Consider the following 15,870-nt stretch of genomic DNA (forward strand, 5'->3'; position numbering starts at 1 on the left):
GGATTCATCATGCGAGATGTATCATACATACCGTGGGGAGATGAAGATTATCTAGTCATCGCCGTAGATAATGCAGGAGGAATTGGCGAAAAAGAGCAAGACGTCGTACACGTACCGTACGAAACAGTGGCATACTACACAACACGTGTTGCCATGATGGAATGCATGGCAGTAGGGGCGAGACCGACGGCTATTATTATGCAGAATTTAACGAGCGACGAAGCGTACAGTGCATTTGAAAAAGGAATACGAAATATATGCAAAGAAATGAAGCAAGAGGACGTATACATATCAGGTAGCTCCGAGAGTAATATCCCAGTCGTGCAAACGTGTCTAGGTATTACTGTTATAGGAAATGTGAAAAAGAAGGAACGAAAAGTAGCATGCACACCACGTGATGCTAAATTTGCAGTTATCGGTGTCCCACTAGTAGGGGAAGAAGTTGTGTTACAGCAAGAGAAAGTATTGCCGTTATCACTATTCAAAGAAGTATTGAAGGGAAATGGTGTATACGAAGTTGTCCCAGTTGGTTCAAAAGGTGTTCGGTATGAAGTGGAACAACTCCTTCAAGCGAACGATGTAGCTTACACAAATATACAAAGTGATATCAATATCACTGCTTCTTCTGGCCCAGCAACGTGTGTGGTGATTAGTTATCATAACGAATACGAGCAGGCGATACATGTAATGTGTGGTGAACATTTCCATCCACTTACGGTGGAATAAAGGAAAGGAAGAGAAGTATAGCGAAATAGAAGAAAGAAGGAGATGATACTAAGTGAAATTATATACACGAACAGGTGACTCAGGAAAAACAAGTTTAATTGGTGGACGCGTAGACAAAGATCATTTACGTGTGGAAGCATACGGAACGATTGATGAATTAAATTCATTTATTGGCCAAGCAATGACATTATTAAAGGAAGAAACGTATAAAGACATTTACAATGAATTGGAAAAGATTCAGCATGAATTATTTGATTGTGGTGGTGACTTAGCGAATATTCATGATAAAATCCCATTCAAAGCGACAGAGGAAATCGTAACGTTTTTAGAAGAACGTATTGATGACTATATTAAACAAGCACCTCCACTTGAGAAATTTATTTTACCAGGAGGAACACCAGCTTCAGCAGCTATTCATATTGCGCGTACAGTTGCTCGCCGAGCGGAGCGATGTATCGTATCGCTTAAGAAGGAAGAAGAAATTAATGATGTCGCATTAAAGTATATTAACCGTTTATCGGATTATTTATTTGCAGTAGCACGTGTCATTAATACTCGCGCTGGTGAAAAGGATGTCGAGTACGAGCGTAGCGCACTTGTCTTTCGCTCAAAAAAAGGGGAATAAGATAGATGAAAAAGGGAAAAATGGTAAGGTGCCATTTTTCCCTTTTTTTTGCATGTAGGAAAGGTGGACGAGCTTTAAAAAATGGAGGAAATAGAATGTTTAGTTATGTAAAAAAAGGTTTGCTTATGGTTGGTGTTTGTTTACTTCTTTATGTACCATCTGTTCGTGCAGAGAGCGATATTTGGCTGTGGCCAGTAGAAGGAAGAATGACAGACACATTTGGGACACGTGGTGGTCAACATTATGGAATTGATATTGCCGCACCAACAGGAACGGATGTACGTACGGTTGCGAGCGGAGAAGTGACGAAATCATATTACTCCAAATCATACGGAAATGTTATTTTCATTAAGCACAGTAATGGCTACGAAACAGTATATGCACATTTACATACACGTAATGCGAAAGAAGGAGCAAAAGTAAAAACAGGTGAAGTAATCGGAACTCTTGGCAATACAGGACATTCAACAGGTCCACATCTTCACTTTGAAGTGCATAAAGGTGCATGGACATTTGGCAAAGAAAACGCGGTTAATCCACTTGCTTTGCTACCAGATGCAGAAATGGTATCTGCAAAAGAAGTGAAAACATATACCGTCAAAAAAGGAGATACATTGTTCCACATCGCTAAGAAATTCGATATATCTGTACAACAATTGAAAAAAGACAATGATATCTCATCAACAAATGATACAATTTATCCAATGCAGAAACTACAGGTGGCGAGTAAATAGTTAATACATGTGCCAAATAGACGATCCTCAAGAACTCGATATTTCGGGTTCTTTTTTTATTTTATTCCTCTAAATTTCTTCCTTCATAGGATACATTTGACATGCGTATGTCACTATAATCCTTGCTATATAGCAATTCTGTTTTTTCCTTCGATACTATGCAAAATCTGTGAATTAACAAAAAAATTAAGAAGTCACAATTCGTATGATAATCTGTTCGTGAGGCAAACGAAGCTTTTTTGGATAACAAGTTATGTGGACAATAACGGGCGTATCTAAATATGGATTTCGATAGTCTCTTTTTTAGTATATAGAAAAGGTAGGTGCTGACATCTATGAGAAAAAAGGTTCTAATGATTTGTCAAAATTATTACCCTGAAATAGGTAGCGCCGCCAATCGGATGAAGAATATACATACCCTACTTTTACAGAAAGGGTATGAGGTAACGGTTTTAACGTCCGATCCGAGTTACCCGAATCGTAACTTGTATAAGAAGAAAGAATTTTGGGATGAGAATATTTCAGAAGAAAATACAATTCGAGTAAAGACACGAACAAGAAAATATACGCGAAACATGTTAAATCGATTATTTCTTTATTTAGAGGTCACGTTGAAATTCGTGCTGTCTATTTTACGAATGAAGAAAGAATACGATTTTATTTTTGTATCTACGCCACCGATTTTTTCCGGGCTTGCAGGAGTAATTGCTAAGAAAAAACTAAAGGTACCGCTTATTTTAGATGTACGTGATTTGTGGCCAGATTCCTTACTTGGTGTCGGAGTATTCACCAATAGGTACATTATTAAGTTCGCCCATTTATTAGAAAAATATTTATATAAAAAAGCAGACGAAATCATTATTAACAGTGAATATTTCAAGGAACACATGATGAACAAAGGTATCGAAGAAACGAATATTTCGTTCATGCCAAACTCATTGACAGAAGAGGAAATGACGTACCATGAACGACATGAGCACAATGAAACAAATCATGTATCAGTTGTGTACACAGGAAACATTGGCTTGGCGCAAGACATTGTGAAGCTACTAACAATTGCTGAACGTTTAAAAGAGAACAGAAACATTACATTCAACATTATCGGCTACGGTATTCAAGCAAAAGAAGTGAAGCGTCTAATTAAAGAAAAAGGTTTAATGAACATTCATCTACACACAGCAATGAGCCGAAAACGAACATTGCAACAAATCGCAGCAGCAGATATTGCTTACGTAAGTCTTGTTCAGAAAGATGTTTTCAAAACCGTACTACCGGGTAAGTTGATTGATTATATGGGAATGAAAACACCAATTGTTGGTGATGTATCTGGTTACGCGGCAAAAATGATGAATGTGGCAAACTGTGGACTTGTTGCAACAGATAAAAGTGTAGACCAATTATGCGAGAACATCCTTACGCTTGCGAACAATCCGAAGCTACGGTTGGAATTAGGAATGAACGGATATGAATTTGCGAAGAAAAATTGGTGTTGGAACACGAATATTGAGGTGTTAACAACGATGATGGAGGGATTAGATGACAAAGAAGGTATGTATGTTTGTATGGAATCACTTCACCAATGATGCCAGGGTACTTCGTGAATGTTCTGCTTTAGCCGAAGCAGGTTATGAAGTGGATTTAATTGCAATACATGACCGGAAGAATCCAGATTTAGCACGAAAAGAAGTACGTGAAGAAGGCTTTACGGTAACACGTGTGCATAATACGTTCCCAACAGGAATCGGAAAGGTGCTTGGATTAAGTGCAAAGATGAAGCAATTCGTCACAAAGAACTCGTACACATTATTCCTATCATTCTTTTTACTTGCATTTGCACTTTGGTTCATGCCTATTGTAACAGTTGTCGCAGGACTTCTATTTGGAACATTAGCGACACAAAAAGCAAGAACATTCCTTGTCCGAGCATACATTGCAATTCAAATGGTGGTACAAGGTATGCGCAAAAATTATGATATTTACCATTCGAATGATTTAAATACATTGCCTCAAGGGTTAGTATGTGCAAAGTTATTACGATTACGCCGTAAAAAACTAGTATATGATTCACACGAAGTACAGACGAGTCGTACAGGTTATAACAGTAGCATGTACGGTAAGATGGAAGCTTTTTATATTAAATTTACCGACATTATGATTAATGAAAACCATACACGTGCAAAGTATACAGAAGAGCTATATGGCATGTATCCAGAAGTGGTTCACAACTATCCATTCGTATCACGTCCAGAAGAGAATGACGTAGTAAATTTACATGAGATGTTAAATATTTCAAAAGAAGAACCAATTCTTCTCTACCAAGGTGGTATTCAAGTAGGACGTGGATTAGATAAGCTCGTACAAGCTGCACCGCATTTTAAACGTGGCACACTTGTCTTCATTGGTGACGGTCGTATTAAACCAGAATTAGAGAAGATGGTCGCAGACCTGGGGTTACAAGAGAAAGTAAAGTTCATCTCAAAAGTACCAATACATGAGTTATTACATTACACACGAAACGCCTATGTAGGATTCCAAGTATTAAACAATATTTGTTTCAACCATTATTCTGCTTCATCAAACAAGTTATTTGAATATATGATGAGTGGTGTTCCAGTTATTGCATGTAGTTTCCCTGAAATCCAAAGGGTTGTGGAAAAAGAGAATGTTGGTTTATGTGTCGATTCACACGATCCAGCATCAATTGCAGAAGGTGTAAATCATTTGCTAGACCATCCGGAATTACGGGAGCAAATGCGTGAAAATTGTTTCATGGCTCGTGAGAAATATAATTGGGAACATGAGAAGCACGTATTACTAGCGATTTATGAGAAAGTATCCGCATAACAGATACGATGTGAAGGAGGACGAGAGTGGTGTTCTACAAAGTAAGTGTCGTCGTTATTAATTATAACAAAGAAGCATATATCGAACAGTGCCTCGAGTCTCTCCTTCAGCAATCGTTGAAGGAGATTGAGGTTATTGTTGTAGACGATGGATCAACGGATAAGAGTGTGGCTATGATCCAGCGTTATGCAACTACATATAAGAACATCCGCTTCACCCGTCAATCGAATGCAGGGCCAGGGGCGGCACGGAATAAAGGACTATCATTCGCAGTAGGGGAGTACGTTGCATTTCTTGATGCAGATGATTATGTCGAACGAACAGGGTACGAACAGTTATATCATATAGCGAAAGAAAAAGACGCGGATACAGTAATTGGCAATATTACTTGCTTTAGCGAAGAAACAGAATGGAAGCTTTCATATATGAAGAAAGTATTTCAAAAGGGGCGTCCGCTCATACGCCATATACGTACTCATCATGAACTACACCTCACTCCGTCTGTTGGCAATAAGTTATTCAAGCACGCTTTCCTTCTTCGTCATCAGCTTGAATTTGATCCGACGTTACATATTGGCGAAGATCTTCTATTTACCCAAAATAGTTTGCAACAATCCAATTATACAGTAGTGAAAGATATTGATGTACTTCGGTACCGAGTGTTGCAACACGAAGAAAGTTTATCGAAGAAGCACGATCTAGCATTTTTTAAACAATTAGTTTTGCTTCAACATAAAATCCATGAACTATATGAAGAGTTGGATAGGAAAGAGGAACTCCAACCTATCGAAGCGAGACAATTGAAATTTTTCACAGATTCTATCATGTTGAAAGCGACCTCCTTTACAGCAGAAGAACAATATGATGTATGTCGATACATGCAACAGTTTCTCGATACGATGACACATACAACAGCACAAGGAAGTAGAGATGCGCTATTCATCCATATGGCGACCTACAACAATTTCGCTGATTTTACGAAACTTATTGCAATTGTATCAGATGAACAGACGAATAGAGAGCACGTTGTCGTAGACGGAACACTTTATAGCTACTTATATCGTTATTTTCCAGCATACAAAGCGTTGCTCTCTGTGCAAATAGAGCAAAAAGCAAGAATAGAAGTACTACAAGGAAGAGGCGCAACGCTAACAATCGGTGGTTATGCCTATATCGATAGTATTGCAACAACAAATATCCAAAAAGAACTAGTATTTAAACAAAACAACACGACAAAAATAATCTCATTAACAAATACATTACGAACAGATATTACGTATTTGTTCTCGAAAAATACTATTTCGTATGACGAAGCAGGTTTTGAAACGGTGAAGATAGATCTTCTTGATACGTTAGGAGAGGGAACGTGGGAAGTAAGCATCCGTACAACCCTACAAGGAGTGATGATAGAAGAACCGATACACGTCTTACTTGCACAAGTACGAAATGGCGTGAAGACAACTGTAATAGGTAACAAAGAAATTACACCAAGATACAAGGATGGAACAAAGTTAACGTTCATGATTCGTACTATTAACCTACGCCAGAAACTAACAAGTAAGTTCAGGCAAGTACGTCGTAACATGAGGTACGACGTTAGCTTCTTAAAACGAAGAGATTATCACACATTCTTTGCGATTATCGTGTACAAATTATTTGGTAAACTCCTTCGCAGACGTAACACATGGCTTATCGGAGAACGACCGGACACAGCGCAAGATAACTCATACCATTTGTTCAAGTATATACGATTGCAACATCCAGAAAAGCGAGTGTACTACGTAATCGATAAGAACTCGGAAGACTATTGGAATATAAAATGGCTTCGTAACATCATTTCATATGGCGGCTTCTCGCATACGATGCATTTACTTACATGTGCAAAGACGATCAATAGTTACTCTGAAACAGCGAATATGTACACGAAATCATACAAAAACATCATGAAATTCTATCCCGAATGGCAACAAAATGAGAAAATTTTTATCCAACACGGTGTTATAGGTGTAAGCCGTGTCAATCACGTTCTTCATAAGAACAGAATGAACTATGCTAAGTTCGTTGTTTCTTCCGAATTTGAGAAAGAACATATTGTGAAAGAGTTTGGGTATGACGAGGATGAAGTCATTCTTACTGGATTAGCAAGATGGGATGCCCTTGATGACACGAGTAAAGGAAATGAAATTCTCCTCATGCCAACGTGGCGAAGCTGGATTAAATCACGCGAGCAATTAGAAAATTCAACGTACTACAAGACATACATGAATTTCTTACAAAGTAAAGAATTGCACAACTTATTAGAAGAGAAAGACTTAACATTATCGTTCTTTCCACATTATCAAACACAGCGCCTATTAGGAGAGTTACCATTCTTCCACGAACGAATTACGGTCTTACGTCAAGGGGACGAAACAGTCCAACATTTATTGAAGCGCCACCGCATACTTATCACTGATTACTCAACCGTCTCCTTCGACTTTGCTTATATGGATAAGCCAATTGTTTTCTATCAATTTGATTATGACGAGTTCTATTCAAAGCATTATAACGAGGGACCGATTGATCATAAGCGGGAGTTGTTTGGAGAGCGGTTTGAGCATATGCAAGAGCTTCTTATATATATAAGAAGAAATGGAGGGACAGTTGATAGGCAGCAGATAGAACAAGCAAGAAAATATATTACCAAATTCGATTCACACTGCCACCGCATTCTAAAGGAGATTATCAATTAGGAGTTGAAAGGATGAAAATCTGTACAATAGGTTTAGGATATATTGGATTGCCTACTTCTACGATTTTTGCTAAATATGGTGCAGAGGTAGTAGGTGTGGATATTAATGAAGAGGTTATTACTACACTAAATGCAGGTGCGGTTCATATTAGCGAGCCTGGATTAGAGGAATTAGTGAAGGAAGTTGTCGAGAAAGGTGCCTTCCGTGCATCGTTAAAGCCAGAAGAAGCGGATGTATTCATTATTGCTGTTCCGACACCGAATAAAGATGATCCATATAAGTCATGTGACTTATCATACGTTCTTCAAGCTGTACAAACTATTTTGCCGTACGTACGAAAGGGAAATACTATTATCGTCGAATCGACCATTGCTCCTCGTAGTATGGATGATCAGGTGAAACCGTTAGTTGAAAAAGAAGGATTTGTTGTTGGAGAAGATGTCTTCCTCGTCCATTGTCCAGAACGTGTACTACCAGGACGGATTTTAACAGAGTTGATATACAATAACCGCATCGTCGGTGGTGTGACACCGGCATGTGCAGAAGCGGGGGAACGTGTCTATCGCTTATTCGTCCAAGGAGAGATTATGAAGACAGATGCGAAGACGGCGGAAATGTCGAAACTAATGGAGAACACATTCCGGGACGTGAACATTGCTCTCGCGAATGAATTAGCGAAAGTGTGCAATGATTTAGGAATTAATGTATTAGACGTTATTCAAATGGCCAATAAGCACCCACGTGTAAACATTCATCAACCAGGTCCGGGAGTAGGCGGACATTGCTTAGCGGTCGATCCGTATTTCATTGTAGCAGAGTCGCCTGATTTAACAGGTATTATCCAAGAAGCGAGGAACACGAACGTATCGATGCCACACTATGTTGTGAATCACGTAAAAAATTTAGTGAAAGGCATCGATTACCCCAAAATTGCAGTATTTGGTGCCACGTATAAAGGGAATATTGATGACATGCGGGAAAGCCCAGCAATGGATGTTATCGAGTTATTAGAGAAAGAAAGCATGAATATTGCTGTATATGATCCGTTCGTCGAGCAAACAGACGAGAAGTTCATGACATTAGAAGAGGCAGTAAGCGGAGCGCATTTAATCCTACTCTTAACAGATCATAACGAATTTAAAGAAGTAAACTACGATGCTTTCACTGAAAAAATGAAACAAGCATTAGTATTTGATACACGTAATTGTATTAAGAAAGAGGCGTGTAAGAAAATGAAGCTCGTGAACTTTGGCAATGTGCATAAGATGAACAGCAGAGGGAAGGGGCTAGCATGAAATCATTAACGATTGTCCTTCAAGAACAATGGCATAATAAATATATGATTAACCGTTTAGCTCTTTACGAATTAAAAAGCACTTATGCTGGGAATAGGCTTGGTATGGTATGGGCTATCTTGAATCCACTCATCCAAATTATCGTGTACTGGCTCGTATTTGGTCTTGGAATTCGTAATGGCTCTGCAGTAGGGGATGTTCCGTTCTTTATTTGGCTAATATGTGGAATTGTACCGTGGTTTTATATTAATGCTGGGCTGTTACGTGGTTCAAATTCGATTTATTCAAAACTTGGAATGGTCTCGAAAATGAACTTCCCGTTAAGCACAGTACCGACGTACGTATTGTTGTCGCAATTATATACGCATATGATTTTAATTGGCATTACGTTTGTTTTTCTTTTCTTCGGATATGGAATTATGCAAGTGAATATATTGGGGTTACTTTATTTCATGTTCACGACAAGTTGCTTTTTATTTGCGATTTCATTTGTCACATCGACATTCGCCACACTATTACGTGACATTCAATTAGCTATTCAATCGATTGTTCGTCTCCTTTTCTATTTAACCCCAGTTTTATGGGTACCAGGACCATTACCTAGGTGGTTTGAAATGGCACTTAAAAGTAATCCGTTTTATTACGTCATTGAAGGATACCGTGCTTCTTTATTAGGTACAGGCATGGATATTTTTTGGTCAGGCTATACGATTTACTTTTGGTTGCTGACATTTGCGCTGTTATTTGTAGGGTCGATTCTGCATGTGAAATTTAGAAGGCAATTCGTTGACTATATTTAAAAGGTGAAGTGATATATGACATATATGGTAGAGTTTCAACACGTAACGAAAAAGTTCAAAATGTATACGAAAGCGTCTGAAAAAATAAAGGACCTTTTTCGTTCAAGTGAGAGAGGGGAATTTCATTACGCGTTGCGAAATGTTTCTTTTCATGTTGAAAAAGGAGAAATTGTTGGTGTGATTGGATTGAATGGTTCAGGGAAAAGTACGCTTTCTAATCTTATTGCTGGTGTAACAATGCCGTCTTCTGGTGAGGTGAAAATAGAAGGAACAGCAGCATTAATTGCAATTTCCTCTGGGCTGGATGGTCAATTAACAGGCTTGGAGAACATTGAGCTAAAAGGATTAATGCTCGGTTTAACGAAACAACAAATTAAAAACATTACGCCAAAAGTAATTGAATTTGCCGACATTGGAAAGTTCATTCATCAGCCAATTAAAACATACTCAAGTGGAATGAAAGCACGGCTAGGTTTTGCGATTTCGGTTCATATCAATCCAGATATTCTTGTTATCGATGAAGCACTATCTGTCGGTGATCAAACGTTTGCACAGCGTTGCCTCGAGAAGATGAATGAATTCAAGGAAAACGGCAAAACGATTTTCTTCATTAGTCATTCGCTGTCACAAGTGAAGAATTTCTGTACGAAAGGATTATGGATTCATTACGGGGAGATTCAGGCACAAGGTGATGTGCACGATGTTGTGCGTAAATATGAGCAATTTTTATCGATGTACAACAAGCTTACACAACAAGAGCGCAATCGTCTTCGTGAGGAAAGTTTGGAGAAGCAAGGTCATTTATAGAGAAGTATAAAGTACCAAAAACTCTCAGTACTCTACATATACCACATCCAAAAACAACCGAAAATAGGAAATGCCTTGTTTGTACATGATAAGAGTAACCTGTTCATTACGGCGAATTTTTCTGTAGTGAAGGGTACATTATATATGGAACTAGGAGAGTACAGGTATGAAGAAATTTCTCTTTGTTATCCTCGGTATCTTCATTGTTGGAGTAATTGCGGCAGGGATATTCGGATTCAAAGTATATAACGATGTGAAACAGACAGCGGATTCAATCTATGAACCAATACAAGCAGAGAATATTCGTGGAACAACCGTCGATATCAATAAAAAAGAACCATTTTCCGTCTTACTATTAGGTGTTGATAGTGGGGAATATGGAAGGACAGATGAGGGTCGCTCAGACTCGATGATTGTGTTAACGGTGAATCCTAGTGTTCAATCAACGAAGATGCTTAGTATCCCACGTGACACACGCACAGAAATTGTTGGCAAAGGAATACAAGATAAAATCAATCATTCGTATGCCTTCGGTGGTATTACGATGGCAGTTAATACGGTACAGAATTTCTTAAACATCCCAATTGATTACTACATTCAAGTGGACATGCATAGCTTCAAAGAAATTGTTGATGCTGTTGGTGGAGTAGAAGTAAATAACAAGTTTGCATTTGTGCAAGATGGGACGCGCTTTGAGAAAGGAACGATTCATCTAAATGGTGACGAAGCGCTCAAATACGCGCGTATGCGAAAGCAAGATCCAGAAGGGGACTTTGGTCGCCAAGCGAGACAACGTCAAATTATTGAAGAAGTAATTAAAAAAGGCGCATCGATTTCGACGTTAACGAACTACAAAGGTGTGTTATCAGCTGTACAAAACAATATTAAGACAAACATGAGTTTCAACGAAATGTTGAAGATTCAAAGTGACTACAAAGTGGCGGCGAACAACATTCAGAACCTGCAGCTAGAAGGAGAAGGAAATATGATCAACAGCATTTATTACTTCATACCTTCTACACAATCGAAGACTAGTGCAACGAACGAGTTAAGAACTCATTTGCAATTATCGAAATAAAACGTTGTCCAATGTATTGTCAACATGGCGTACATTGGACATTTTTTGGATGAGGAGGTTGACGGTGAAATCGGTAAGTGTCATTGTACCAATTTATAATGCAGAGAAATATGTAGTAGAGTGTTTAGATTCGTTAGTAGAACAAAGTCTTGAGAATATCGAGGTGCTCTTAATTAACGATGGTTCAACAGATAACAGTCAGACGATTGCAGAAGAGTATGTAACGAACCATCCTCATTTATTTCAATTAATCAATAAAGAAAATGGAGGGGTAGCAAGTGCTCGTAATAGGGGGCTAACAGTAGCAACAGGAGAGTATGTTGCTTTCTTAGATCCGGATGATTATGTATTACCGAATACATATAGAGTCATGTATTTAAAATCTCGTAACACACAGTCGGATACGTTTATTGGGAATATTCGATGCTTCAATACAACAAGGACATGGGGAATTCCTTATATGGCGAAGTTATTTGATAAGGAACTGCCAGAAGTCCGTCATATTAAGACGAATCCCGAGCTCGGTTTAAGTGCATCTTCTTGCAACAAATTATTTAAGCGCAATTTTTTAGAAAGGCATCACATTCAATTTGATGAAGAAATAAGCGTTGGGGAAGATTTGTTATTTACTCAGCAATGTCTGTATTTATCAAATCACACATGTGTTGCAAATATTAATTCCCTTAATTACCGTGTTATTCAGTCTGAGGCATCGCTATCAAAACGAGAAGATGTTCGATTTTTTGTTCATCACTATAAGGCTGTACAAAAACTAAAAGCATTTTATCTCGCTAATCATTTAGAGCAATATAGTCATACAGTCGAGAAAGCACAGTGGAAATTTTTCATTAATTCTATTACATTGCGCTACAAAAAATTAAGCAAGCAAGATCTTGATGCTGTGCTTGATATCGGATGGGAATTTTATAATTCGTTTATTCATTCTTTTACACTAGATGAACTTGTAGAAGAATTTAATCATTATGAACGATTAGCACATGAATTTTTAAGGAAGAAGCAGAAGAACGATATGCTCTTCTTACTAGAGATTATGAGCACTCCAGAAACATATAAACGCTCCAATATTCTTACAGAGAAACGGGAAGTGTACAATTTCTTGTATGCTCACTTCCCGAAATATAGAAGATACCTTCATGTGTCTAACGTTAATTTCAAGAAAATACCGTCCGTCTTAAAGGTAGAAACGTTCTTTGTTTATGATGGCATGTTAACAATTGGTGGATACTTATTCCATCATGGATACAAAGCAGGAGAGCGTGATAAGAAACAGCTCATCTTTCGTAATACAGAGACAAAAAAAGAAGTCGTTATCGATTTGGAAAATGAGTTACGAACGGATGTGTCGAACTATAATGGAGCAAGAGTGCAAGACTATGATTACAGTGGGTTTAAAACGAAACAGCTTCATTTGTGTCGTCTAGGATTAAGTAATGGATTCTGGGAAATGATATTCGTCGTTGAGAAGGACGTCAATAAAATACGATTAGAACGAAAAATACAAAGTAAATTAATTGAGAATAAAAATGTTGCGAAGAGAAATATGATTGGAAGCCTACAAATTGATACACTTCTCAACCGTAAGCACGTTACGATTAAAGTATCAGACGTAACACTTCTTACACGAGTGAAGAACAAGTTAATTACGTATCGCAATAATTGGAAACAAGAATGGTCGTTAGTATGTAAAAAGCAATACAAAACATGGTGGACGTTATGGATGTATAAAATTATGGGTACGTTCTATAAAAAGAAAGATATTTGGTTCATTGGAGAACGTAATGACACAGCACAAGACAATTCCTATCATATGTTCAAATACATTCGAACGAAGCATCCACACATACCTTGTTATTATGTCATTGACAAAGATGCAGAGGATAGGAAGCAGATTGAACAATACGGCAATCTAGTCTACTCAAATACGATTAAGCATACCCTCTTCTTACTAACTGCATCGAAAATTATTAATAGTTACTCCGATAAAGTATTCATGCATTCAAAAGCATATAAAGATATTGTGTGTATATACCCAGAGTGGAGTAGGTATAGTCAAAATATCTTTTTACAACATGGAATTATCGGTGTCAGTAGAGTGAACCACGTTCTCCATAAGAATAAAACAAATTATGATATGTTCATCGCCTCTTCAAAAGGAGAAAAGAATCACCTTCTTAAAGAATATGGTTACAAGGAAGAGGAAGTGAAAGTAACTGGATTAGCAAGATGGGATAATTTGAAAGGGGAATGCAACAAGCGGGAAATGTTAATTATGCCAACGTGGCGGGCATGGATTAAAGATGAAGAAAGCTTACTAGAATCAGAATATTTTCAACGGTTGCAATCACTTCTTCATAACAAAGAGCTACACGCACTCATTGAACGGTATCATATAACCATTAACTTCTATTTACATTACGAGGCACAACGTTTGCTAGCTAAGTTAGGGATTAGTCTAGATGCAGCACACTCACATATTCACGTTATTCAAAAAGATAGTATTTCTGTTCAACAACTATTAAAGAACAATGCACTATTGGTTACTGATTATTCAACCGTCTCTTTTGACTTCGCATACATGCAGAAGCCGGTTATCTTCTACCAATTCGATTATGATTTGTTCTTTAGCAAACATTACCGTGAAGGAATCATTAATCATCGTACAGATTTATTCGGCAAAGTCGTAGAGACAGAAGATGATCTAGTAGCTAAGATTACGTACTATGTAACGAACAATATGAAGATGGAGGCGGAATATAAAGAAAAAACGAAACAGTTCGTCATGAAACCGACAAGTGGTACACATTGTGAACTTATTTTTAATGAGATAAAGAATATGGATAGATAGGAAGAAAACAACAAGTTTTCTTCCTTTTTTTGTATGAGTAGGAAGTGGTATACGAAATGTTAAAGTGTATACATTAAAAAATTAAATAATATATAGGTATATTGAATTATAAAAGGACTGATTCAAAAAAACTATAAAAGAAGGTTTCTTCTTAAATTAGATACTAAATAAAGCCTGTATCTTATCCAGAAAGGTATTTATTTACTGTAGATATAGGTTAATACGCATAGATATACAGAAAAACCCATCACCTTTCTCACATCAGCGCAGCCCATTCAGTTAAATCATCAACAAATGTACTAGACGCATATTACCAAATAAGTAAATGGTATGATGTAGATAAAATATTATTATTTTTAAAAAATAGAAAGGATCATTCGAGGAGAAGTGATTCCATATGAGGAACTTATAATGATTGAAAAGAAATGGAAATGAAAGTTCTTTAGATAAAGAACTTTCATTTCCATTTAATATCTTACAATAATAAAAGTTATGTGTTGATTTGGTGAAATATTTAAGTTGGAAGAAGGTGAATCTAGTAAAAAGTAGTGCATATATGGAAGATAATATGATAGAATATTTATTGTGGAAAAAATGTCATATATGTGTAGAATATGGCGATTCGTCAAGAAATATGTATATATATACAAACATTCCTAGTAATATCAATCTTGAATGTAGATGCAAGTATTTAATATAGTAACGCGATAGAAGTGAGTAGCTTATGTGGTTAAGCCTGAGACGAGGAAATGATGCTATGCACAATGAGATTTAAGCAAACTTACAGTATCTAGTGAGAAGAATTCCTAAGTTAACATCGCAAGATAAAGACATTATATTTCTAATGTTAGTATTTTAGTAAAAGTAGAAATTTCAGAGAAGCTTAGTCCAATAAAGTTGAATCTGTAAGAACTACTAGATTCAGGTGTCACGGGGGACTCTGATAAGAAGATGAAGAAGTACTTATACCAATTAATTCAAGTCAATTTAACTTATTGTATGACACTTCCAAGAGGATAATGGAACTTAGTAAACAATTACTCTATGCATTGTAAGCTGCTATAACAAATAAAAAAGAAATATTGTTCGGTGTCTTTTAAGAAAACGAATTCGGTAATGTCTCCTCACCGTTACTAATGGAGGCACTCGATCATGCTGTGGGTAAAAGTAGTCCTACCTTAGATGCAAGTCGTCAGTGGCATGGTGTGAGGTTGGGTTAGATGCCTGTTAGTATTAAAAACTTAACCATGTTGTTCATTTTTGAGCAATATGGTTAAGTTTTTCTATTAATAGTACATAGAAAAAAGATATTTTTACATAAAAGAGTAAGGAAAGCTATTATACGAGTAACAAAGGCAATGTC

10 protein-coding genes and 1 pseudogene are annotated in these 15,870 nt (G+C 37.1%); all 11 read left to right on the forward strand.

The window, feature by feature from the left end; genetic code table 11:
- Positions 1-9 precede the first annotated feature (9 nt).
- The 11 genes and pseudogenes from IEV41_RS01085 to IEV41_RS01135 all read left to right on the forward strand — a co-directional run bounded on the left by IEV41_RS01085 (position 10) and on the right by IEV41_RS01135 (position 14,507).
- Entirely contained in the window at positions 10-726 is a 717-nt protein-coding gene (locus IEV41_RS01085; RefSeq protein WP_188386615.1) for an ATPase, read from the forward strand.
- A 52-nt stretch (positions 727-778) separates the two neighbouring features.
- Positions 779-1,351, forward strand: a complete 573-nt coding sequence (locus IEV41_RS01090) for a cob(I)yrinic acid a,c-diamide adenosyltransferase (protein ID WP_188386616.1) — start codon at positions 779-781, stop codon at positions 1,349-1,351.
- 95 nt (positions 1,352-1,446) lie between these two features.
- A complete protein-coding gene (locus IEV41_RS01095; RefSeq protein ID WP_188386617.1) occupies positions 1,447-2,085 on the forward strand; it encodes a M23 family metallopeptidase in 639 nt (212 codons plus the stop codon).
- Between the two features lie 335 nt (positions 2,086-2,420).
- The gene (locus IEV41_RS01100) at positions 2,421-3,668 is read left to right on the forward strand and encodes a glycosyltransferase family 4 protein (RefSeq protein ID WP_188386618.1); all 1,248 of its coding nucleotides are present in this window, start codon (positions 2,421-2,423) and stop codon (positions 3,666-3,668) included.
- Positions 3,622-4,929: a glycosyltransferase gene (locus tag IEV41_RS01105; RefSeq protein ID WP_188386619.1), complete on the forward strand. Its 1,308-nt coding sequence runs from the start codon at positions 3,622-3,624 to the stop codon at positions 4,927-4,929. Before IEV41_RS01100 ends, IEV41_RS01105 begins: the two co-directional genes overlap by 47 nt.
- Before the next feature lie 26 nt (positions 4,930-4,955).
- Positions 4,956-7,661 carry a bifunctional glycosyltransferase/CDP-glycerol:glycerophosphate glycerophosphotransferase gene (locus tag IEV41_RS01110; RefSeq protein ID WP_188386620.1) on the forward strand — a complete coding sequence of 902 codons (2,706 nt, stop codon included), beginning with the start codon at positions 4,956-4,958 and terminating at the stop codon, positions 7,659-7,661.
- Positions 7,662-7,672: 11 nt separating this feature from the next.
- On the forward strand, positions 7,673-8,956 hold the full coding sequence (locus tag IEV41_RS01115; RefSeq protein ID WP_188386621.1) for a nucleotide sugar dehydrogenase: 1,284 nt from the start codon (positions 7,673-7,675) through the stop codon (positions 8,954-8,956).
- Positions 8,953-9,756 (forward strand): ABC transporter permease, encoded by an 804-nt coding sequence (locus tag IEV41_RS01120; protein ID WP_188386622.1) that lies wholly within the window; start codon positions 8,953-8,955, stop codon positions 9,754-9,756. The genes IEV41_RS01115 and IEV41_RS01120 overlap by 4 nt, the downstream gene beginning before the upstream one ends.
- Before the next feature lie 15 nt (positions 9,757-9,771).
- A pseudogene (tagH, locus tag IEV41_RS01125) lies at positions 9,772-10,557 on the forward strand (teichoic acids export ABC transporter ATP-binding subunit TagH); the annotation flags it as partial.
- Positions 10,558-10,729: 172 nt separating this feature from the next.
- A complete protein-coding gene (locus IEV41_RS01130) occupies positions 10,730-11,641 on the forward strand; it encodes an LCP family glycopolymer transferase (RefSeq protein WP_188386624.1) in 912 nt (303 codons plus the stop codon).
- Between the two features lie 64 nt (positions 11,642-11,705).
- Entirely contained in the window at positions 11,706-14,507 is a 2,802-nt protein-coding gene (locus IEV41_RS01135; RefSeq protein ID WP_188386625.1) for a bifunctional glycosyltransferase/CDP-glycerol:glycerophosphate glycerophosphotransferase, read from the forward strand.
- Positions 14,508-15,870: the final 1,363 nt, after the last annotated feature.

The sequence above is a fragment of the Priestia taiwanensis genome, from assembly GCF_014638355.1.
GTDB classification, from domain to species: domain Bacteria; phylum Bacillota; class Bacilli; order Bacillales; family Bacillaceae_G; genus Priestia_D; species Priestia_D taiwanensis.

Coding starts and splice junctions, on each gene's coding strand:
- IEV41_RS01085 (WP_188386615.1), top strand. CDS start 10: ATGCGAGATGTATCATACATACCGTGGGGAGATGAAGATTATCTAGTC.
- IEV41_RS01095 (WP_188386617.1), top strand. CDS start 1,447: ATGTTTAGTTATGTAAAAAAAGGTTTGCTTATGGTTGGTGTTTGTTTA.
- IEV41_RS01100 (WP_188386618.1), top strand. CDS start 2,421: ATGAGAAAAAAGGTTCTAATGATTTGTCAAAATTATTACCCTGAAATA.
- IEV41_RS01105 (WP_188386619.1), top strand. CDS start 3,622: ATGACAAAGAAGGTATGTATGTTTGTATGGAATCACTTCACCAATGAT.
- IEV41_RS01115 (WP_188386621.1), top strand. CDS start 7,673: ATGAAAATCTGTACAATAGGTTTAGGATATATTGGATTGCCTACTTCT.
- IEV41_RS01120 (WP_188386622.1), top strand. CDS start 8,953: ATGAAATCATTAACGATTGTCCTTCAAGAACAATGGCATAATAAATAT.
- IEV41_RS01130 (WP_188386624.1), top strand. CDS start 10,730: ATGAAGAAATTTCTCTTTGTTATCCTCGGTATCTTCATTGTTGGAGTA.